At 48.1% G+C, this 22065-nt stretch carries 20 protein-coding genes, 1 tRNA gene and 1 riboswitch; of the genes, 3 read left to right on the forward strand and 18 right to left on the reverse strand.

Annotation, left to right across the window (positions count from 1 at the left end; all coding sequences use genetic code 11):
* Nucleotides 1-66 precede the first annotated feature (66 nt).
* From N2245_RS12600 to N2245_RS12645, 10 genes are all read right to left on the reverse strand, one after another.
* Nucleotides 67-468: a hypothetical protein gene (locus tag N2245_RS12600; protein WP_494537084.1), complete on the reverse strand. Its 402-nt coding sequence runs from the start codon at nucleotides 466-468 to the stop codon at nucleotides 67-69.
* Nucleotides 453-1322, reverse strand: coding sequence for a formate dehydrogenase accessory protein FdhE (locus N2245_RS12605; RefSeq protein WP_494537085.1), 870 nt, complete (start codon nucleotides 1320-1322; stop codon nucleotides 453-455). The genes N2245_RS12600 and N2245_RS12605 overlap by 16 nt, the downstream gene beginning before the upstream one ends.
* A 20-nt stretch (nucleotides 1323-1342) precedes the next feature.
* Nucleotides 1343-1564 carry a hypothetical protein gene (locus N2245_RS12610; RefSeq protein WP_494537086.1) on the reverse strand — a complete coding sequence of 74 codons (222 nt, stop codon included), beginning with the start codon at nucleotides 1562-1564 and terminating at the stop codon, nucleotides 1343-1345.
* 6 nt (nucleotides 1565-1570) lie between these two features.
* The gene (gene nrfD, locus N2245_RS12615) at nucleotides 1571-2500 is read right to left on the reverse strand and encodes an NrfD/PsrC family molybdoenzyme membrane anchor subunit (protein ID WP_494537087.1); all 930 of its coding nucleotides are present in this window, start codon (nucleotides 2498-2500) and stop codon (nucleotides 1571-1573) included.
* An 11-nt stretch (nucleotides 2501-2511) separates the two neighbouring features.
* Nucleotides 2512-3351 carry a 4Fe-4S dicluster domain-containing protein gene (locus N2245_RS12620; protein ID WP_494537174.1) on the reverse strand — a complete coding sequence of 280 codons (840 nt, stop codon included), beginning with the start codon at nucleotides 3349-3351 and terminating at the stop codon, nucleotides 2512-2514.
* On the reverse strand, nucleotides 3351-6707 hold the full coding sequence (fdh, locus tag N2245_RS12625) for a formate dehydrogenase (RefSeq protein WP_494537088.1): 3357 nt from the start codon (nucleotides 6705-6707) through the stop codon (nucleotides 3351-3353). Before fdh ends, N2245_RS12620 begins: the two co-directional genes overlap by 1 nt.
* Nucleotides 6708-6828: 121 nt before the next feature.
* The gene (locus N2245_RS12630) at nucleotides 6829-8310 is read right to left on the reverse strand and encodes an inorganic diphosphatase (RefSeq protein ID WP_494537089.1); all 1482 of its coding nucleotides are present in this window, start codon (nucleotides 8308-8310) and stop codon (nucleotides 6829-6831) included.
* 4 nt (nucleotides 8311-8314) lie between these two features.
* Nucleotides 8315-8806: a hypothetical protein gene (locus tag N2245_RS12635; protein WP_494537090.1), complete on the reverse strand. Its 492-nt coding sequence runs from the start codon at nucleotides 8804-8806 to the stop codon at nucleotides 8315-8317.
* Between the two features lie 16 nt (nucleotides 8807-8822).
* Nucleotides 8823-10103: a DUF190 domain-containing protein gene (locus tag N2245_RS12640; protein WP_494537091.1), complete on the reverse strand. Its 1281-nt coding sequence runs from the start codon at nucleotides 10101-10103 to the stop codon at nucleotides 8823-8825.
* Nucleotides 10104-10113: 10 nt separating this feature from the next.
* Nucleotides 10114-10842 (reverse strand): DUF6062 family protein, encoded by a 729-nt coding sequence (locus N2245_RS12645; RefSeq protein WP_494537092.1) that lies wholly within the window; start codon nucleotides 10840-10842, stop codon nucleotides 10114-10116.
* A 54-nt stretch (nucleotides 10843-10896) separates the two neighbouring features.
* Nucleotides 10897-10958, reverse strand: a riboswitch (Fluoride riboswitch).
* Between the two features lie 125 nt (nucleotides 10959-11083).
* Here N2245_RS12645 and N2245_RS12650 point away from each other — a divergent pair.
* Both N2245_RS12650 and N2245_RS12655 read left to right on the forward strand, forming a co-directional pair.
* Nucleotides 11084-11157, forward strand: a tRNA-Val gene (locus N2245_RS12650).
* 99 nt (nucleotides 11158-11256) lie between these two features.
* The gene (locus N2245_RS12655; RefSeq protein ID WP_494537093.1) at nucleotides 11257-12780 is read left to right on the forward strand and encodes a carboxypeptidase M32; all 1524 of its coding nucleotides are present in this window, start codon (nucleotides 11257-11259) and stop codon (nucleotides 12778-12780) included.
* Nucleotides 12781-12812: 32 nt separating this feature from the next.
* On the opposite strand, the gene N2245_RS12660 is transcribed toward N2245_RS12655, so the two are convergent.
* From N2245_RS12660 to N2245_RS12675, 4 genes are read right to left on the reverse strand one after another with little or no spacing between them, the layout of a single operon-like run.
* Nucleotides 12813-13313 (reverse strand): NUDIX hydrolase, encoded by a 501-nt coding sequence (locus N2245_RS12660; protein ID WP_494537094.1) that lies wholly within the window; start codon nucleotides 13311-13313, stop codon nucleotides 12813-12815.
* A 13-nt stretch (nucleotides 13314-13326) separates the two neighbouring features.
* A complete protein-coding gene (locus tag N2245_RS12665; protein WP_494537095.1) occupies nucleotides 13327-14346 on the reverse strand; it encodes a galactitol-1-phosphate 5-dehydrogenase in 1020 nt (339 codons plus the stop codon).
* 11 nt (nucleotides 14347-14357) lie between these two features.
* Complete coding sequence (locus N2245_RS12670) at nucleotides 14358-15722, reverse strand: nickel pincer cofactor-dependent isomerase, group 22 (RefSeq protein WP_494537096.1); 1365 nt, start codon at nucleotides 15720-15722, stop codon at nucleotides 14358-14360.
* A 34-nt stretch (nucleotides 15723-15756) separates the two neighbouring features.
* On the reverse strand, nucleotides 15757-16602 hold the full coding sequence (locus tag N2245_RS12675; RefSeq protein ID WP_494537097.1) for a sugar phosphate isomerase/epimerase family protein: 846 nt from the start codon (nucleotides 16600-16602) through the stop codon (nucleotides 15757-15759).
* A gap of 109 nt (nucleotides 16603-16711) precedes the next feature.
* On the opposite strand from N2245_RS12675, the gene N2245_RS12680 reads away from it, so the two are divergent.
* Nucleotides 16712-17827 (forward strand): glycoside hydrolase family 172 protein, encoded by a 1116-nt coding sequence (locus N2245_RS12680; RefSeq protein ID WP_494537098.1) that lies wholly within the window; start codon nucleotides 16712-16714, stop codon nucleotides 17825-17827.
* 257 nt (nucleotides 17828-18084) lie between these two features.
* On the opposite strand, the gene N2245_RS12685 is transcribed toward N2245_RS12680, so the two are convergent.
* From N2245_RS12685 to N2245_RS12700, 4 genes are all read right to left on the reverse strand, one after another.
* Nucleotides 18085-18618, reverse strand: a complete 534-nt coding sequence (locus tag N2245_RS12685; RefSeq protein ID WP_494537099.1) for a hypothetical protein — start codon at nucleotides 18616-18618, stop codon at nucleotides 18085-18087.
* An 11-nt stretch (nucleotides 18619-18629) separates the two neighbouring features.
* Nucleotides 18630-19526 carry a hypothetical protein gene (locus N2245_RS12690; protein WP_494537100.1) on the reverse strand — a complete coding sequence of 299 codons (897 nt, stop codon included), beginning with the start codon at nucleotides 19524-19526 and terminating at the stop codon, nucleotides 18630-18632.
* Between the two features lie 395 nt (nucleotides 19527-19921).
* Entirely contained in the window at nucleotides 19922-20596 is a 675-nt protein-coding gene (locus N2245_RS12695; RefSeq protein WP_494537101.1) for a potassium channel family protein, read from the reverse strand.
* A 12-nt stretch (nucleotides 20597-20608) separates the two neighbouring features.
* Nucleotides 20609-22009 carry a TrkH family potassium uptake protein gene (locus N2245_RS12700; protein ID WP_494537175.1) on the reverse strand — a complete coding sequence of 467 codons (1401 nt, stop codon included), beginning with the start codon at nucleotides 22007-22009 and terminating at the stop codon, nucleotides 20609-20611.
* Nucleotides 22010-22065: the final 56 nt, after the last annotated feature.

Below are 22065 nucleotides of genomic sequence, written 5' to 3' on the forward strand. Positions count from 1 at the left end.
AAGTCGAAAACTAGGCAAAGATAAGTATACGCTACCATAGATTTTTGGTCTATCTGATGATGATTATTAGGAGACCAAATTTTTTTGTAACTGGCATGCGGAAGAAGAGTCTGGCTCAGTATCCTCCGAGGGTGCTCCGGATAGCAACCATTGCTGGAACTCAGCTGATGTTAGGGCAGTCTGCCACTCATAGTAGAGATCTATAGCCATTGCTCTAAATGGGCCATCTCCCGTGCCCTGCCTGAGACAGTATGCTGCCAACCATTGTTGAAAGCTTTCAGGGGATGGGTCCTCACGGACCACAGATTCCATGATATCTCTTTTGATGCCCATCCCAATGGCATCCGGAGTTGTGTTTCTCTTCCGCTTCTTTCTTCTGCCTTCACTAGCCTGGAGGGCATATAGCAAGTATTTACAAAACGTTGATGGTCTAACCAGATCTTCCGTTGACCTTAGGTCTTTATCCATGGCCAGAGACCTCTCCTGCTTCCCTTAAGGGTAACCAAGGTTATAGGCTGAAATCCGAGTCCGCTCGGCCTTTGAAAGCCGTTTGATAGCGCTATGAGATCCAACTCTACGGATGCCAGGTCCTCTGCCAGCAGCTCATCAGGATGCAGGGCGTCCAAAGTAGTGATGGCTTTGATATAACTCTTGCACTGAGAGCAGGTCTCTACTTTTCTTAAGCTGTTTACCTGTGTTGAGATAGATTCGAGTGATCTGTGATCTCTATTTCCGCAGAAGGGACAAATGGACCAGCTAATCTCCCATCCGAAGGCGCATCTGCCGCATCTAAGGTATCGGCTTCTATCCAATCCTCGATATTCCAGTAGCAAGGGCCATGCGCCACATATAGGACAATACCTTCTCTCTCCAGCATCGATTACTGCGTAGCTTGCAGCCTTGATCGATATGGATCTTAGCAGAGGGGTTACTAGTAAGGGTAACATCAGCTCCACAGATTTCTCGTCCAGGCCATATTGACTGCAAATGGTCTCAGCATTGGCCATATCCTGGCTGATGGCTGCAGCGGTCAGCTCAGGAAGGTTGCTCTCGATCATTTTATTGATACTCTCGGATTCTCCTATTCCCTTAGTAAGGAGTTTGTGAGCCCAATCCTGCAGTAGCTGCTGTCTTAGGGTGATGTTAGCCCCATGGATATATGGTGCAGGATCTCGGGATCCGATATTTGGGAAGATCTCGACCTGCGACCATTCCGGTTTGTCACACTCCTCAAAAGTCAGCTCTATCAGGTCTATCCATGGAGAGTACTCCGGATTAGAGGTCCGAATGTCCTGTAGCGACCTATAAGCTCTGACCTGCATGATCCTCCTCTTTCAAGATACTACTGCTCGGACGTGTCCATGATCCAAGGGGTTGGCAGTTCCTCGGGGACCTTGTATGCTGGGTTTGCGCCGTCGTGTAAGCGCACGACAGGCCCCCTGTTTCTAATATCAGCTCCAGGGCCTCCACCTCTAGTTCTCTCCGCCTCCGGGCTACATCCTACAAGCAGCACGATGGACAAGGCTAGCAGAATCAATATTTTATTTCTTCTTAGTCTAATCATAGCTAGTTACACCCTGATCCTATCAAGGAACTCAGAAGATACCACGACAACTAGCCTCAGTACGAATCCTCCTACAAGTACCAGTACTGCTGCAAGTAACGCGCTTCCTGGCAGGATCCTCGGATTCCACTGTAGCGCCAGAGGTATCAGCAACCCTATTATTACTACTCCCAGCAGTAATATTACCCCCCACGAGAGTAACCATCCTGGGGCGGCTGCGGAAGCCCAGGATATTATTGGAGATAGCCATATTACTAGTGTAACAACTAGGATTAGCTCCAGTATAAGCAGCCAAGTGTCCATGCGGTGAACAGAGTAAAGAGCTCCTTCGTGCTGTCTCCTCTTGCTAGCAGCTAGTAAGCTGATCATAGCTGCTCCTGTTGAGACACCAGAGACCATGAAGAGAAATCCTAGTAAGTTGTTGTTTGCCCAGACAGGGCGGTTTGTGACGGTAAGGAGTATTCCTGTGTATCCTGCTACAGCTAGCCCTGCGATAGCTCCAAGTATCTGTATGGCTTTACTCACTATTCCCAGCTGGTAAAAGAGCCCATAAAATGGCCTAGTAATTCCCCTACCTTGGGCAGCTACGGCGATAAATGCCAGAAAAGCGAACATGCTAAAGACCATTACTATCCAGGTGCCAAAAGATATAGGAGACCACCACTTGAGTGCAGGCAGCCATGTCTTTGATTGCACGACCATGTGCCAAAATCTCTCTGGTCTGCCTAGGTCTATGATGAGCAGTATTGTGCCGATTATGATGGCTGGGAATGCTATCAAATAGCCTATCCTCGAGATAGGCCTATCGACCTCACCTCTAAGTAGGTCTATAAGGGTGGATATAAAGAAACTTCCTCCAGCTATACCTCCTACAAAGAAGTACAGCACTATCCACAATTCCCAGTGTGGCGCAGTGGTAAATATCTGACTTGGCATCTCTACCCCTCCTATTCTCCCCCGCGCTCTCGGGCCTCCGCTGCGAACCTGTCCATTCGGTTCTTGCGAAAACTTACAAGTCCAAGTATGCCCATCACTATCGCACCAAGTACCGACAGTCCAGAGCTCGGTGCCAGGTTCTTGGACGGTAGCTGTGGATTTCTTGGTAACCCATAAACTTCAGGATCGTCGTCGAGTAGATAGAAGGCGTTGAGCCCTCCAAGTGGTCCATTCTCATCGGCTCCGTATAGTTGCGCTTTGGTGTGTCCTTGTTCCTTGAGTTGCCTTAGTCTCTGATTAGCTCTCTGCTTGAGCTCGTCGATGTACCCAAACTGTATAGAATCTGTTGGACATGCCTGAGCGCATGCAGGCTCTAGTCCAGCCTGCAGCCTGTCGTAACATAGAGTGCATTTTTGGGCCGTGCGGGACACTGGGTTTATATCTATCACCCCGAACGGGCAAGCTGCTATACAGGCTCTGCAACCATTGCAGACATCGGACTGTATGACAACTGTATCGTACTCAGTGCGGATGATAGCACCTGTGGGACACACTTCCAGGCAACCAGCCTGTACGCAGTGCTTACACACATCGCTCATCATCAGCCATCGAGCTGTTGACCTGTCAGGAGTGAAATCTTCTATGAACTTAACATGTCGCCAGTGTATGCCATCCAGCTTGCGAGTGTTATCATAGCTGATACCACTAAGCGTATTGGCTCCACCGTTAGTGGCTGGCAGCTCATTCCACTGCTTACATGCTACTTCACAAGCTTTGCAACCTATGCAGATGGTTGTATCTGTGAAGAAACCCATTGGTCTTGCTTGGAATTTCTGTGCTGTAGCTACCATCATGCCTTCTCCACGTTGCATACGAAAGCTTTAGCTTCGTGTATGGATACGTTAGGATCACCTACCAGTGCGGATAGGTTGTTGGTAACATCTCCTGTTACCACACCCTCATAACCCCAGTGCCAGGGCAAACCTACGTGATGCACTATTTTGCCTTCGTCGCCTATCCTGAACGGACGCATACGTCGTGTAACCAGCGCCTTGGCTCTGATCGTGCCTCTGGGTGTGCTTACTTTGACCCAGTCTAGATTCCTGATGCCCTTCTCTTCGGCGAGCTCAGGGCCAATCTCCAGAAAGAGCTCCGGCTGTAGTTCAGCTAGCCAAGGTAGCCAACGGCTCATCACACCTGAGAGGTGATGCTCTGTTAGCCTATACGTGGTCAGGATGTACGGGTAGCGAGGATCTCCTATTTCAGCCAGCTTCTCCTTAGGCTCCCATATCTTGGCCACTGGGCTGTATTGCTGTTGTGGATACAGTGGATTGCGTATAGGAGATTCTATGGGCTCATAATGAGTAGGTAGAGGCCCATCCACGAGGCCAGTAGGTACAAAGAGCCATCCTTTACCGTCGGCTTTCATAATAAATGGGTCAGTACCAGAGTGTGCGTCCAGACCTATAGCGCCCTCAGACGGCTTGTAGCTAGGTGGCTTGTTCTTAGCGAAGTCCGGCACATCGTACCCTACCCAAGCACCCTTGCTTGTCTTACCGGTTACAGGATCTGTGTAGTCAGCGTTGGGATCCCACCACACGTACTTCTTGCGATCGCTCCAGGGATTGCCTTGCAGATCTGCAGATGCTCTGTTATAGAGCACTCGTCGGTTCGCTGGCCATGCGAAACCCCACTTGAGATTGGGTTGCCAAGGTTGGGCATCCGGCGGATCTGGAACTTTGCTCGCGGCAAGGTTCATCTTAGGTTCTGGGAACACTCCGCAGTATATCCAGGAAGCACATGTGGTTGATCCATCATCTTTGAGCTCCGAGAAGCTCTTGAGGTGCTTACTAGGTTCTGCGGTGTAGAAGCCATTGATCTCCTTCAGGATCTTATATACGTCTGGCTCCCCTTCTGGATTGATATCGACCGATAGGTCATTATCTGGCCTTAGAGCTTTGGACTCTTCATCTAGATCATAGTCCCATACAAGGTTCTTGAATCCCTGATCTCTAGGAAGGTCGCTGTTTGCATAAAGTTGCTTGAGCCTCTTTCCGAGCTGGTAGGTGAACCATAGATCTGATCTACAGTCTCCAGGGGATTCTGCAGCCTTGTAATGCCACTGCATGAGCCTTTGTGTATTAGTAAAGCTGCCCTCAAGCTCCGCCACTTGGGCAGATGGGAAGAAAAACACCTCGGTCTGAATGTCTTCAGGCTTGAGTTCACCGCTGTGGACCTCTGGCGAGTTCTTCCAGAATGTAGCTGTCTCGGTTATGAAGTTGTCTTTGACCACCAACCACCTTAGCTTGGCCAAGGCTCGTCGCTGGAAACCAGCATCTTGCCCCCCAACAGCTGGGTTCTGACCTATAGCGAACATGCCTTCTACTTCTCCGTTCATCATGCGCACGAACGTGGGCATGTGTGAATGGTCACCGACTATCTTGGGATGCCAATCGTACCCGAAGTCGTTCTCCGGTGTGGCTGCATCACCATACATGGATTTCAGATAGCTGACCATGAACTTGGGTGTATTAGCCCAGTAACTGGTAGGAAGAGTCTCCAGTGCCAGGTAGTCTCCCAAGGTCTTGTGGTTCTTGCTCTTGGTATGAGCAGGTGCTGGCATATATCCCTGTATACTGTGGTAGAGGGTAGGTATATCTGTAGATCCTTGGATAGTGGCATGCCCTCTCAGGGCGAGGATACCACCGCCTGGTCTGCCTATGTTCCCAAGCAGTAATTGGAGCAGGGCACAGCACCCTATAGTCTGGGGACCATCTGTGTGCTGAGTCCATGCCAGGGCGTATGCAAACGCAGTGGTACGATCTCTTCCTGAGTTCTGGAGTATCGTCTCCGCTACCTTGAGGAATGTCTCCTTAGGACAGCCAGTGATCTTCTCGACCATCTCTGGGGTATATCTATCAAAGTGTCTGCGCACTATCTGGAACACGCAGTTGGGATCCTGAAGGGTCTCATCCCTTCTAGGTGCGGGTTTTAGTAACGATTTCACAAGGTTATCGTAAGGAGGTCCTTGGGTATTCTCAGGCTTCTGCCCTGGGTTACCTGAGGTTACGTTTTGTTCTCCTGACTGTGCCGTGGAGGCTGATCTGCCCTGATCGCCAACGGGAGTACGTGCGTACTGCCAAGTAGTATTGTCGTACTCACCTATGAATCCATTTATAGGATCACCATCATAAGGCTTCCATCCAGAGAACTTGCCGGCTAGGTCCTCGGTATCCTTGTAATCCTCATTGATTATGGTGGCGGCATTAGTGTAATGCAGCAGATAGTTCCGGAAGAAATCATCCTTCTGCCACCTCTCATCGTTGATTACATAGCGTATCAGTCCCCCTAGGAATGCTACGTCCGAACCCGAACGTATGGGTGCGTGAATGTCTGCCATAGCGCTAGTGCGAGTAAACCTAGGGTCAACATGGATAAGTTTAGCACCATTGAGCTTGGCTTGCATCACCCACCTGAAGGCTACGGGGTGACACTCAGCCATGTTTGATCCTTGTATAACTATACAATCGGAAGCTGTCAGATTAGCTGGAAAGGTCGTGGAGGCACCACGTCCTATCCTTGTTCCCAGACCGGGAACGCTCGAGCTATGTCATATACGCGCTTGATTTTCAATGGCTACTACGCCGAGCCCTCTCATGAGCTTCTGTTGCAGGTGGTTCCATTCGTTGTCCAGGGTTGCTCCACCCAATGAAAATATGGCCAGGGTATGCATCAGTGGGGTGCCATCATCAGCCTTCTCGACGAAGGTTCTGTCCCTGGTCTCCTTCATGAGGCGAGCCACTCTGTCCATAGCCTCGTTCAGATCCATTTCCTCCCACTCAGTAGCTCCTGGCCTTCGATGCAACACTTTAGTGACCCTGTTGGGGTTGACATGGAGCTGGAAGCTAGCCGCTCCCTTAGGGCACAAGGTTCCCTTGTTGATTGGACTGTTCCTGTCACCCTCTATATTGACTATCTTAGGTCTGCCATCTTCATCCTGGACTGTGTGTACTAAAGTGCCACATCCTACCGCACAATAAGGGCATACGCTTGGTACTGCTCTGGCACGAACTATACGTGCCTCCTGAGCTTTCACTGTGGTGGACCTTAAGTCCACCCCCATAGCTACTAGTCCACCAAGAGCAGTACCGGCTGCAACCCCACCAGAGAGCCTAAGGAAGTCCCTCCTGGAGATAGTGGTAGTCATGTCTACTACTCCTTACACTGCACCCTATTGAGCCTAAAACCATAAGTGCTGGGATTTTACTGATGATTGCGGAATTAGTCAATACTTTTCGATAAGTATATGTTGAAAATATAGATTTAATTTAATTCTCGGGGGCGGAATGTTCCTTAGTATTATTGACCATCGCTCTACGCAGGAAGATAACTAGTTGGAGAAAGTCCTCGATGATGGGACCGTTGATATCTAAGGCTATTTCTTTACCGTAGGTCCTAGAAGCCCTGATCAACACCTCGTTGCCGAGTAAGGAATGCTTGAGGGTAATTAGGCTTATACTTGAGATATCTATTCTCGAAACCTTATTGGGTGCCTCGAATATTAACAGCTCATCTGAAGTGCAGGTCACGAGTTTGGCTGAGTTAGTAGAACTACTTGGTGTGAAGGCAGATACTAGTATATCCTCTTGGCGAAGTATAGAGCTTCTGAGCTCTTGGAGAGACTTAAGATCTTCAAGATCAGATGGGTGTAGCACTCCTGAGTAATCTCGGTCGTTCAGTCCTTTGTCCTCATAGATTCGTCTTGGACTCTTGCTGTTCTCAGGATATGGTAGGTATCTCCTTAATAAGCTTTCGGCTTCTGCTAACCAAAAAGTTTGTTCCCCTGGGAATATGAACTCTAGGTGATGCTGATCTGTCTTTGCCCACATGTCCAATGCTAATGTAGCTGTTTGTCCTTTTGTAAGGACCCTAACGTCTAGTAGCCTCTCTGGTGGGAAAACACGAGCTACGTAACCCCAGTGGATACCTGCAGAATTGCTGGGAGGTCTCACATCTTCCACAAATAGAACCTGCTGATCTGTGATGAGCAGAATACCCTCCATAAGACGCCTCTTTCCTAACAATCCTAGTATCTCTCGACCCTCCGAAACAAGTGGCCTGAGAACATACAGCAGTACTCTCTCCTCTGGATGCAAGCACTCTCTTATGTACTTCTGAAATCTATAGGGGAGCCTTGGGATTTCTCTCTCGTACTGAGTGTAAATCTCAGATTCGCCCAACCGATGTTCTTGCAATATTGTGGCCATCCAGGCGGGTGATGAAGACCACCCACTTTGTAGTTTTCTCTGTAAGTGGATATATCTCTCAATTGCCGCTTGCAATGTCCGATGCGCGGCTTCCTTACTTAGCAACTCGTATTTGCATTCCTCTAAGATGGTCTGTCTTACGTCCACTGGAAGGTTATTTATTGCATCCCGCGGCGTTTCTGCAGATACATAAACCGGGTCCCCGGGGATAGTGGCCAATAATATTGTGGGACAATTCACTTGAAGGTCTTTGGGCTTCAATAGGCCTATCACCCTCACAAGGACGTATGTCCCAGGTGCTACGGATAGGCTTGAGAACACCCATGCTTTAAGACTTGTGCCGTCTTCGGTTATTGTTCTCGGTACTAATCCAGTATCTACAGGTAGATTAGACTTGTGGGCTATCAATTGACTAACTAACAGCTGTCGTGCGCGGTCGTCATATGTATATTCCAAGTACTCCTTACCAGCCTCTGTTATCAGCACCTTAACCGTCTTTTCTTCAGCCTGGATCCAATGCCTTGTACTTTCTTGGTAAGACATTTCCCTATCTTCCGATTATCCAGCTGCGAATCCTTTGCCAAAAAGATCTGAAGTCAGGATTATTAGTACTACCCATAGGTATATTGAGAGCTTTGGCTTCAAGCTGGGATAACTGGTTCCGCAGACTTTGGTTCTCCTGTGAAAGTTCGAAGAGCCTTTGTTTTACCTGTTCTGACCAGGATTTCCACATTTCAACCGAGCCTTCCAGGCCCGCCACTTTGAACTGTAGAGTCTGATTATCCCTCTCCAGAGAGAATGCCCTGAATTTCATTGCGCTATATCTGCCTTCACAATCTGCAAGGCGTCTTAGTAAGGTTTTCTCATCATTACTTTCAGTGCCTAGTAAACGTTCTGTTTGGAAGTCTGCTAGCCCTTTATCAATGAGAAATCTCAGCCATTTCTCCTCGTCCCATCCCTGTTCCTCTGCCAGCTGTTTGATACTTAGGTAGGTAGTGGATAGTAACTTTATTTGCAGAGTTACGTATTCCTCTTCCAATTAGAAAGCTCCCAACTTATGTTGCCTGTATCGATAACGATGAGAGGATTTCGTCACGAGCAATCACTCCCGCAAGCTTTCCTGAATCATCGACTACAGGCAGGATCTTCTTTCTTTGTTTCACCATAAGTTCTGCTGCGCTGCTTATGTCTGCATCGGTGCTGATACAAACTACTTCGCGGTTCATTACGTCCTCGGCAGTTCGGGCTCTGATCTTACGAATATGCTCTATCGAGCGCTCATCCCTAAGTATTTGGGCTCTTAAAACCTCCATAATGCTAGCCCTATTGTGACTGCTTACTGCATTCATTAGGTCACTACTACCGATTATGCCTTTCACTTTGTTCTGTTCGTCTACTACTATCAGCCTATGTATCGACGATTCCAGTAGCCCCTTTACTACGTCCAATATAGGTGTACCTAAATCCACTGTTGGAACTTGAGTACGCATAATGTCGCTTACTTTCGTACTGCTTGAGATCTGTGAGGGAGGCTTTGGAGATTCCTCTCTTGCTTTGGTATGCATTGCTGCAGCTAGGATATCTACCCTGCTGACTATCCCCACAAGCTTGTCTTGATCATCTACAACTGGCAGACGTTTTATCTTCTTGGAGGCCATTAGGTTAGCAGCTTCTTGAGCGGTTGCATCCTGGTTTATAGTCACTGCTGGCTTACTCATTACATCGGATACGCTTGAGTTGTAAGCTTTGTTGTGGGGATCCTTCTTATCTACGTCGGTTTTGTCTAATAAGGGCATATAGAATGGCAGTATGTTCTGATTGACAAGATCGGAGCTGGTTATTACCCCCAAGACGTGTTTCTCATTATCAATCACAGGGAGGGCCTTGAATACTTGATTGTATAGCAGCTCGATAGCGTCACCTATTGGAGAGCTCACGTTTATAGATATGGGGTTTGGAGTCATAATCTCCTTTATTCTGATGTTCCTTAGCTCTCTTCCTGGATGGAATTCTCCATAGGAGTGCACCTCTACGTCTTCGACAGTTATAAGCCCATTTACTCCCATGCTCTGAAGCATTGGCAAAAGTTTCTCGATCTTCTCAGGGATATCCACAATGTCTATCACCAGGGGTAGGTCTTCGGATAGCCTCAGGATCTTGGCAGTATGCAACCTGCTTCCTCGCCCATAGCCCTCTATACCCCTTAGCACTGTTGCCCCAGCATAGCCCTCTCTCCGCAGCATCTCCACAATAGCTGTATGCATAGGCTTGCCTTGGTAGCTATCTGACTCTCCTATATAGATCCTCACCCTCTTAGCCTTACCTACAACGTTCATTGCTATTCTCCTATGTCTTGTCCAAATCCAAACCTCTAATCCCAGCCTCACCAGCAACGTGACGTATGGCTCTCAGATCTGCTCCTCTTTCTTCTGTGATGGGTTCGAACCTAAACCTATAGTCATGCTTGCGTATGATTTCCAGCAGCTGTTTGCGCAGACCATCATTTTGCTTTATTGAATGCTCTTTCAAAAAATGAAAGATCTTACTATTTGGGGCAAACTGAAGCACAGATCGCAGATGTATCAAGCATAATCCTAGAGAATGTTCGTAGGTAGAACGAAACTCTTGTTCTGAAAGCCCTTCTAGAAAAGCTTCTCTCGCTATCTTCTCGGACTCTGCCTGGACGGTACAAGCAGGACATACCTTTGTGGAGTTAATTAATACTTTGCTACGATACTCATAAGTGTTCTTGCCAGTTATAAGCGTGCTTACAGAGGTGATTAGATCCCGTCTCTGGTATTCAAGCTGTTGCAGGTCTTCGTTAATATGCTCAAGCACATCACTGTATATTATGGCTGTTCCTAGTAGATGTCTCTGATCTAGCCATTGGTAGGCATGCTTGTTACAGAAGCCATATGAGGCGCGCAGCGAGTCTCTAACCTGCGGATCATTTACAGACTCATAAGAAACACTATCCATCCAGCTGGCGACTGCGCGTAATGCTGCAGAACATATAGGGCATTCTCCGTTTTTTATGGCCTCTAGCAGATCATAATATAGACTTTCGTGGCTCATTCCCATCCCTTTTATCTAAGTGGTTAGTAATAAAAATAGCTTCTACCAAGCTCGATCTTGGTAGAAGCTATCAGCCTTGTGCGGCGCTTAAGGCGAGCTTCATCGCCTATATTTACTTTGTAAGGAATTATATTTCAGATGTTTGTACGAGTCAATTCATACCATGGGTACCATAACCTCCGCCTAGTTGGTGCTTGACAGGTTAGTTCCTTCTGACGTAAATTGTGTATAGTAGTCATTTGGGCGGTTAGCTCAGTCGGTTAGAGCGCCACGTTGACATCGTGGAGGTCAGTGGTTCGAGTCCACTACCGCCCACTATTTTTTGTCTTGTATTTCCTGCTCCTCTCTCGAGTGCTACACTAAGGATAGACCTTAGTCTCTTGTCTTCGTATTACTTGCTTCAAGGAGTTTCTAATGTCTCAAGGTAAATCCGCTTTGGAAGCCCTGAAGGAAAAATGGCAGGTAATTAGTGCGTTGGGTTATACGGGAAGCCTCATGACCTGGGATCAGGAAACTTATATGCCTCCTGCTGGGGCGTCATCCCGAGCGCGTGCATCAGCAATTGTAGGGCGACTTGCTCACGAAATGAGCACCTCTAAGGAATATGGAGACCTGCTTGATAGAGCTGAAAAAGAGGTGGAGGGAAAAGATCCCGAAGACCCTGATTTTCTCATGGTTAAAGTAGCTCGTAGGGACTTTGAGCGTAATGTCAAGGTGCCTCCTGATCTCGTGGCTCGCCTTCGTGAGGCCGAGGTCCACGGCGTCCAAGTATGGCAGGAAGCTAGAAAGAAGAACGATTTTGTAATGTTTGCGCCCTATCTGCAAAGGATAGTCGATCTTGAGAAAGAGTTAGCCCAGTCCCTTGGCTACCAAGAACACCCTTATGATGCTCTCCTAGATGCGTTTGAACCTGAGATGACTACCTCGGAAGTAAGGGCATTATTCGACAACCTTCGTAGTCAACTTGTACCTCTAGTTGCTGCTATCTCAGATAGGCAATCTATGGTGGATGATGCAATCCTCGATAGGCCTGTCCCCTACCAGCAGCAAATGTCATTGGCCCAGGACTTGGTTAAAGTGCTTGGCTATGACCTTGATGCTGGCAGGATAGATATCTCTGCCCATCCGTTTACTCAGGGGCTAGCTTCCAGGGATGTAAGAATAACTGTAAGGGTTTACGAGAACAGGATGGATTCATGTCTTTATGCCGCGGCTCACGAATGTGGGCACGCCGTCTACGAGCAAGGAATCCCTGAGGAATTTGAGGGCACCCCTCTGCATTCTCCAGCATCGTTGGGCGTACATGAGTCGCAATCCAGAATGTGGGAGAACATAGTCTGCAGAGGGAAGGATTTCCTATCGTTTTACTATCCTCGCATCCAGCAGATGCTGCCTGAACAGTTCGGTAACGTCTCCTTCGAGGATTTCTATCGTGCCGTGAACAAATCGGTCCCTTCGCTGATTAGAGTGGAGGCTGACGAGGTTACTTATAATCTTCACATAATGCTTAGATTCGATCTAGAGCTGGGCCTGATAGAGGGTAGTATCGACGTGAACGACCTTCCCCATCTATGGAACGCAAAGATGGAGGAGTACTTAGGTATTGTGCCTGATAGCGATGCTAATGGTGTACTGCAGGACATGCATTGGTCGAGCGGCCTTTTTGGTTACTTCCCAACGTATACGATAGGAAATGTAATGTCCCTACAGCTGTACTCCAAAGCGGTTGAGGAATATCCATCCATCCCTTCTGATCTGTCCAGCGGAGATATAAGTTCCTTGCTAAGGTGGATGAGAGAACAAATACATGTACATGGAAGGAAATATGTTCCCCAGGAATTGCTGGAGCGCGCTACGGGCAGTAGATTGGATGTGGGCCCGTATATTAACTACTTGAGAAGCAAGTACGGGGAGATCTATGGGCTGTTAGAGGGGTAACGTGCAGGGGTATGTGAGGTTACATACCCCTTTTATACCTTTGCCTCATTGGATCTCTTGTTGTGACGGGCATTTATGAATTCCTGAGCATGGGCTATAACCCTTCTCGCTTCTGGAAGTATTCGTGCTGGTAATTCATTGATACTAAATAAGTTCCAAGCTTCCACTTCGGCAGAGGAGTATTTGGGAGGATGTAACAAATCCGCCAGGTAATATAGAGTCATATGTCCAGGCCAGTGTGGCGATACTTCTATATCTATTAGGCTAATAAGCTTAACTTCTGCACCAGATTCTTCCCGCAGCTCTCTAATAAGCCCCTCATCTGGTGGTTCTCCGATATGTAGGTGTCCACCAGGAAGGGTCCACGTGCCGCCAGGATGATACGTGTGCCTAAAGAGGAGGATTCTGTTCTCCGAGTCGAATGCGGCTACACAGACCCCTACGGTCATTTTTGAGCTCAACAACCAAGAAGCAATCTCCTGCAACCTAGACGGCAGAAGCTTATAGACGTAAAGAAGCAACTTAATGATCATCCAGGTGATCTTCCTAGGGCTTCACAACTACTTTTACGGATTTGTCTCCTCCTGAGGCTAGTGCTGCAAAAGACTCCGGGGCTTGGCTAAGAGGCACAACTTTCTCTATCAACGGTTTAACATCTACTATGCCATCTGATATGAGTTGGACGGCTTGTCTGTATTCATCGGGGGTGTATGCGTAGGACCCTTGAATCAGCCTTTCCTGAGGTACCAGTTCATAAAGAGCTATATCTACCTTTGGAGTGGCCAGTCCTATCAAGACTAATTTGCCTCCCCTCATAGTAGCCATAAGCGACTGAGTAATAGTTGCTCCTATTCCCACAGCATCCAGCGTTGCCTTAGCACCCAAGCCGCTCGTACTAGATAAAACCCTCTCAACTGGATTGTCTTCGGGGGCAAGGGATATGCCCCCTATCTTCTCTGCAACTTCTAACCTGTGTAAGAGCTTATCTGTTATAAACACTGTTTCGAGTTTGTGGGCCTTACATATGAGTAGTGCGCAGAGCCCTATAGTGCCCGCTCCGCATATAAGTGTTGTATCGTTTTGTGCTAAGCCAGAAAGATGAAATCCTCTTAGAGCCACAGCCAGAGGTTCAGCCATCGAGGCCTCTTCAAAGCTGACGTGATCAGCTATTGGGACCAAGTTATTCACTGGGACGGTTACGTATTCTGAAAAAGCCCCGGATTCCGTGATATTTACACCAACTGTTAAACGGTTGGGACATATTTGCGGTTCTCCTCTCAAACAATAAAAGCATTCACCACAACCCCAAAGGGGGTTCACTGCGACCCGCTGCCCAACAGCTATATCTTTGGCTTCACCGTTTACTTCAGCGACCGTTCCAGCGAACTCATGCCCCATTATCATGCCAGGTGTGCGCCTTCCGGACTCTCCCGTATAACCATGGATATCACTACCGCATATGCCACATGCTTCAACTTTCACGAGCGCAAAACCTGGGTCAGGTTTGGGGATATCCTTCTCTACGATCTCTAGACTATGAGGTCCTTGCCATACTAAAGCCTTCAAATCTTTTCTCCCTACAAGTTTTCTATGCCATCTACTCCAGCTTCCAGGCCAGCAGCATGTACATGAGATATTGCTCCAGTCCAAGGTGTTATGTCGCCGTTTTCCTGGAAGGACAACGGTCCTTCCGGTCCGAGAATCTCGATATCTGGATTGGACTCGGCTTCTGTAAGCAAAGACTCTGATATGAATATTTCTTCTAGATCCAGAGTGCTGTATATTCTTGCAAGCCTTACATTCTCGGCGTCTGGTCGGCCACAGCACTGTATAGCCAGAGATATTGCAGACCTGTCATCCGGCATGACTATGGGTATCTGAACCCGCTGCATGCCGAAGATGCCTGATGTGATAGCGTTAGTATAAGTAACCTTGAAATCTATCTGCTCTAGTAGCTTCTGTGTGGTAACATCTGCTAACCCTATTCCCGAAGCATTGCCATGAGTTTCCTCGGTTAATCTAAGCGCTACTATAACTGAGATATCCGGATTGTGCGATTCTGGCTCACCATGGACCATAGTCCTTCCTATTACGTTGGTGTCCATACCGGTTCCACTAATGTTCTTCCCTATGTAATCCACCACCAGCACGTCCAGCTCTCGGAAGGGTATTCTCATCAGAAGATCGTAGGCTTCCTTCAGAAGCTCTTCTTCCCCAGGGCCACCTATATCGCTAGGAGGCAACGCCTTTATCTTGGCTGGCTTGCCGGATGGCGACTCAACTATTGCTACACCTCCGAGTATTGGCTTGGATCTTACTGAGATCTGCGCGGCCTGGGATAGAAACTTGCGGAACCCATTAGCGCCGTAAAGGTGCATTGTCTCTGCCCCCACTTGCTTACCTAGACCAATAACACACATCTTAGCTAGGCCGCTCTCTACATTCCCGTGAAAATCGGTGTGGGGCTTGACTCTATTGACAAGTATTATTCCATCCGCTTGGGAGGCGTAAAGGTCCATGTACACTGCTGGACCGCCTGGTACTTCTCCTACTTTTACCACCTCCATCGTGGCACGGATAGGTGCTCCAACGTAACTTTCTGTCACCCCCAGATCCGCTAAGAGTTGTGTCTGTCCGTCAGCTGTTGCTCCTCCATGGCTTCCCATTGCGGGAATGATGAAGGGTTCGCCACCAGCTTTCTTCACCTCGGCTACTACAGCCTTGATAACTTCGGGGAGGGAGATAATTCCCCTGCTACCCGCCGTTATCGCTATCCTGTCTCCACTTTTGATGTTAGACAGGATGTTGCTTTCGCTAAGTTCGCGGGCAACTTCGCTTTGTATATCCTCCACGATAGGATATTCTCTCTTCTGCCTGACCCTATAAAGTGCAGGCATAGGTATTTCATTTACTAGCTCTGTGACATCTGAGGGTATATACATCCGAGTCCTCCCAAGGTATAGGTGCTTGTCTAACCTAGGCCTCCTGCCACAATCTTCTTACATTGTTGATTGATCTTTGAAGTCCTTCCAGTCCTTTAGTGCCATTGTACTCCACAGACAGCCAACTGCTGTATCCATGTTGCTTGAGGATACCAAATATAGATCGATAATCTACAATCCCCTCTCCTGTGACGGCATGCAAATACTGATTAGGTGCCACTCGATCGCTGCAATGCACATGGATCACGTAGTCCACGACCTGCCTAAGAAGATTAACCGGATCCTCCCCTATCATAACCTGATTCGAACAGTCGAAATTGACCTTGATAGGTACGTCGTGGAGCTTAGAAAGTATTTCTAAGAACACCTCTGAGCGTTGGGAAAAATCAGGCTTGTCCCAAAAGTAATCCTTGTAGTGGTTTTCATATGCTACCCAGACGTTCTTGCGGATCGCGTATTCTACCGCTCTCTTTATACCCTCTACCGCAAGCTTCACTCCCTGCTCATGACTAAGAGCATCATGTGCTTGTCCGGCCGTTATGCGGACGCATGTTGCCCCTAATCTCGCTGCGATGTCTATATTATTGAACGTAGTGGCAAGTTCGGATTCTCGAATGTCAGGATTCGGATTGGTTAGGTCGGCTGCCCCTACTACCTGTGATACTTTTAGACCTCTATGCTCGAGCTGTTGTGCTATGTCATCTATGTAGGCTTCATCCCTGCTTCTCAGAGATCTGTCATGAATCTCTGTGGCATCAAGCTCCAGTTCCTGGGCTATATCGAACCACTCTGGTAGGTCCATAGTCTTCTCGAGTACCATGGCTTTGAAGTAGATCATTGGAACGGCGCTTAGCCCTCTGTAACTATGCTTTGTCTGCACTTCATTCTCCTTTGAAGAATTCAGGAGTATGCTTATAGCTTGCTTTATTTTGGGCAATTAGTGCAATATCTAATTCAAGCTTTATAAAGCATTTTCCAAGGAGGAAGGTATGCATAGCCCTTTAGCTAATATCGCTCAAATACGTCCTGCGAGGTCAAAGAGGATCTCTAGCTACGATCGAACCGGTGGTAATGCTGACAGGATACAGATAGCCGCGGGTGAACGGGTGGACCTGGCCACTATCGAGGGGGCGGGTGTTATCAAGCATATATGGTTCACTATCGCTAGCAGGGATCCGATGTATCGCAGGAACATCGTGCTGCGCATGTACTGGGATGGTGAGAATAATCCTAGTGTTGAGAGCCCTGTGGGAGATTTCTTTGGGCAGGGCTGGGGCTTAGAGTACAACTTCGTGTCCCTGCCTCTAGCAGCATCCCCAAGATCTGGCCGCGGCCTGAACTGCTACTTCCCAATGCCTTTTGGCAATGGAGCTAGAATTGAAGTGGAGAATCAGAGTCAAACTCCTGTAGATGCGTTTTATTTTTACATAGACTACGAGGAATGGCCTGAAGTAGATGACTCTCTAGGTAGATTCCACGCATGGTGGAATCGGGAAATAACTGACCCAGACCCATCCGGTGAAAACGAGTGGAGTTGTCTAGCCCCAGAGCTCAAGCATCCCTCTGACGAGGGCAATTACCTGATATTAGATGCTGAGGGTAGAGGGCATTATGTTGGGGTAAATTACTTTGTAGATTGTCCCAGTCCAATGTGGTATGGGGAAGGGGATGATATGTTCCTCATAGATGGTGAACCTTGGCCAGGGTCTTTGCACGGCACGGGTACTGAAGATTACTTCTGTACTTCCTGGTCTCCGGCTGAGGAGTATCAGCATCCGTACTTCGGTTATGCACATGTGGAGCACAGCTTCGGGTGGCTGGGCAAGGCTCATGCTTATAGATTCCACATAGAGGACCCCATTCACTTCCAGAAGTCAATCAGGGCATCTATAGAACATGGGCATGCCAACAATCTGACACTTGATATCTGTACTGTTGCGTACTGGTACCAGACGGAGCCTCACAAGCCCTTCCCACAATTGCCTCCAAGTGAGGCCAGACATCCTATGCCAGCTATAACGGTTACGGATGTTCACAGGTGGAGACATGCATGGAGACAGTCAATGGGAGGCGGCAAGCTATGGGGTAACGAACGTCCAAGCTAGCCATTTGTAATGCACTGGCTATGTGCTAGCACATGTTGTTAGCACGGTCTTTGCCATCAAGAGTATCAAGGTGGAGGTAGCCTGTACGAGGATACCTCTGGCCTAAGTGCTGCTCCCACCTTGCTTATATTGACTTGCATTTTCCTGGAAGCGAGCAAGTAAAAGGTTGCCCATTTGGAAGTGGCATCCTGATCATTGCTCGTAGACCAGATAGATTAGGATGAAGTAGAATGTCGCCTCTTCGTTGTTCTTGCTAGTTATGGATTGGCATCGGAGGACTCAATGTATCCTATTCTTAGTGTATATCCGGTTTTGGCATCAATTATCATATGCATGACGCCAGGTACAGAGGGGGCATCTACTGCGCCTATACTGTGATATGGCTTGAACTTGCCTTTCATACGCAATACGTATACAGGATGATTGTCTGGAGGATCTGTAGGTTGAGGGTGAAGACCTAGCAGCTTCAATGCTCCAGCAAACGTTGTTTCCCTTACGTCTACTAGTGAGGGACTAGGCTCCCCCATAGATTGGGCAGTCCTTTTAGCCCATTCTATTAGCGCTTCTTGGGTGGTAGCTTTGGCCACCTGGGTCGGATCAGGAGTGGGAGGTGTCCACTCGGGAGAGCTGGTGGATGCGGGCTGTGTCCTTGTGGGCTCAGCTGTGAGCTCTATTGAAGCCCCAAGCGGACCTGCCTGCTGCCTGGCATCTTGAGTCCCGGAGGAATTCACGATCGCGATGGCAGCCATCCCAGCTATTACTAATGCTATGATCGCTAATATATACCTCATGGTAGCCTCCCCTAGCAGCCTGCGGTCGTGTTCATGTGCACGCAGGCCCTATCCCCACCCGAGAGCAGCCACAGATGGATAGGGAAGTTGTTCTCCACGGTGTTCGGTGATACTATCCAGTGTACCTGTCCCTCGTCATCTGACCAGAACCAGCTATCTGTGTAGGTGGGATCAAACCAGTTACGCTCGTTGTCCCCATCATTGCCATCGCAGTAGGAAGCCTCTCCTGCAACCACCAAGTGCCAGGCGTTGGTCGTGTTGTTCCAGGCTGTGCCCACCAGATGTTTGACTCCATCGGCTGTGGTTATGTATATGCGATAGGCACCGTTTGTGTCCGCTGATGGATCCCACTTGATCTGGTAGCGATAGTCTTCTCCTAATGCCCCTGGGACAACGTTACGAACAAAAACCTCCTCATAGATGCCAATGCCACCCCAGTTGTAGCGGTAGGCGTAATAGAAGCCGTGGAAGTAAGTGAAGTTATTAGGGTTACTATCATCTTGTGTATCCGTATGGCCTACTTCCACCCAATAGCTAGGAGGCCATGTGGAGTCCCTGATGCTATCTGTGGCCAGGTATAGGCCTTGGAGTACAAAATTCTTGGAGTTGTTGATGAACTCGGCACTGGAGCGTGAGTGCCTGATCCAGGCTATGCCTCCACGGCCAGGATCACCAGAGCCGCCAATAGGCTCTCGCAGGCGTCCAATAAGGTTTTGTACTCCCTCCAGATCCTGCCAGGTATCACAGCTTGTGTGGGCGAGGGCCTTATGTGCTCTTTGGGGCCATAAGACCAGCGCACAGAGGAGCACCAGAAGAAGCGGTAGCTTGGGTTTCATGTGCGCCACATCATTCATCCTAGCCCTGTGGGTTGGTAGATTGAGTATATACCTGCGCTTTCTGTCTGTCAATAGCTCCATGCAAATGGATTTAGCAAATGGTGGCAAGCTCAGCAAACCAAGTATCCAGCAGGTGCTTAGAGTGCTTTAGGCGTGTGGCAGCGTTTAGGTTCGAAGTGTTTGCGTGCGACTTCTGGGAGTTCTTAGAGCTTATCCTGAAATCGGGATAACAACAGATGAGTGTGGTATCAGAAGTTTAGGAGCCAAGTCTTTGGGTGAGCAACGGTTATGATGTACGGGAAGTAATTTTGCTGACTATGGCAAGGATAAGCTAACAGATGCAAACTTATGCGCATTGAGGTGAAGAGTCGGTAACATATCCTAAAGCTTTGGAAAAAGGGTATCAAGAAATCTCCTCAAACTAGTGTGTCTAGGTTACCTCCGCTAATTTAAGGTCTTAAGATAAGCTAAGAGGATATGTGCAGCTCATCCAGCCGGCTTTCGCGACATATTATGGCAATAGTGTCTCCTTCTGCAAGCATCTCTTCTGTTCCAGGAGTAGTGATGATCTCATCCATCCGAATAATCACTAATACTGTAAATAATGGATCATGTATGCTCTTATAGAGCTGACTAAGTCGTTTACCTGCCCACTCCTTGGGTACTTGCAGCTTATATATTCCCGTATCTTCTCCTATGGAAATGTATTCTCCTACTCCTGGTACGCGGAGCTGATGTGCCAATTCCACACCTAGCTGTACTTCTGGATATATCACGTGATGGGCGCCTACTTTTCGCAGGATAACTCCGTGCAGGTCAGTAGAAGCTCTGGCAACCACATATTTTGTGCCTGCCTCTACCAGCATGGCAGTGATTAGAATACTTGCCTCTATATTCTCCCCTATTGCTACGATGACCACATCAGCCTCACTGAGCCCTAGCTCAGATATCGTTCTTTCATCCAGGTTTTCTACCTGCACAGCGTGTGTTACCAGGTCTCTCGCCTCCTGTACCTTGTTTTCGTCTTGATCGATGCCTAGCACATCATGCCCCCAATCAGTTAATGTCTTGGCTAAGGTTAGACCAAACCTGCCAAGTCCTATAACCACGAATTGCCTGGACGCCCTATCTCCTTTTGGCACCTTAACCCTCCGTTATCCTATTCGCACCGACTCAATTGGGAATCTGTATGTGCTTTGTGATCGATGGGACAATGATGTTGCTAGTGTTACTGGTCCAAGTCGCCCTACAAACATCGTGATGATCAATAATATTTGGCTTGGAGCTGATAGCTCTGGAGTGATACCCGTAGATAATCCTACCGTACCAAATGCGGATGTAACCTCAAACAGCACTTTGATAAAGTCGTCTCTGAATCTTGCCCTCTCCAGTAGGCTGATGGCTAGTGCAATCGTAACTATAAGCAAGACTCCCAGGAGTACTACTGTCAATGCCTGTCTTACTTGCTCTTGTGGCACTCTTCTCCCCATGAGTTCCGTATCCCTACGGCCACGTATATTGCTCCAAGCAGCTGCCAAGATAATTGCCACAGTAGTGATCTTGATTCCACCTGCCATGGATCCTGGAGCGCTGCCTATGAACATAAGGCCGATTACAAAGAACAGCGTACGGTCGTCTGAGAGCCCAAAGTTCCATGTCGTGAAACCGGCTGTGCGTGCTGCAGATGAGTGAAAAAACGAGTTGAGTAGCTGTTCTCCTATTGATCTGTTGCCAAGAGTGCTAGGATTCTTGCTTTCGATCAGCATTATAAACATAGTGCCAAGAATGAGTAATGTTGGTATGCCGATAAGTATGATCTTAGTGTCGAGCGTGAGTTTTCTCCAGCTCCTATGCCTCCACAAGTCCTCCACTACTAGAAGGCTGGTGCCTCCAGCTATTATGAGCGTTGCGATAGTCAGTAATATCAAGGGATCAGACCTGTAACTAGCTAAGCTACGATAATCGCCAAACAGATCGAAGCTGCCGTTGGTAAAAGCAGCTGCTGAGTGGAATATGGCTATCCATATGCCTCTTGATGCCCCGAATTCAGGTAGAAATCTTGTTAGGAGCAACAGCGCTCCTACTATCTGAGCAGCTAATGCGAGCATCACGGCTCTGGTAACAAAGGAGGTTTGACCACCAAGTTTGAGGGTAGAGCCTGTTTGTCTAATTATTTCTCTCTCTTGGAAGCCTAGTTTGCCTCTTCCCAGAAGCACCAGCGCTGTTGCTCCTACTACAAATCCTAGCCCTCCGATCTCCATCAGTAGGAGTATCACTAGCTGTCCGAAGTGAGACCAATATGTGCCGGTATCAACCACTACTAGTCCAGTTACGCATACAGCTGAGGTCGATGTAAATAGAGCCACTAAGGGGTTTGTCCAGCCATGATTTGAGCTTATAGGAAGCATTAAGAGGAGAGTCCCTAGGGTTATAACTGCTAGGAAGCCTATTGCGAGTCTCTGGGCTGGAAGTAGCGGGTGCTCCTTTGGGTTCTTACTTTTACTCAGCAGGGGCTTAATATGGGAAGATAAAGCATGAGCTCTCCTAATCCTTATAGTTCACTACCCCTGTAGTATGAAGTTATGAATTTATAATCTAGGATAATCACAAA

The sequence above is a fragment of the Thermobaculum sp. T2p genome, from assembly GCF_059335935.1.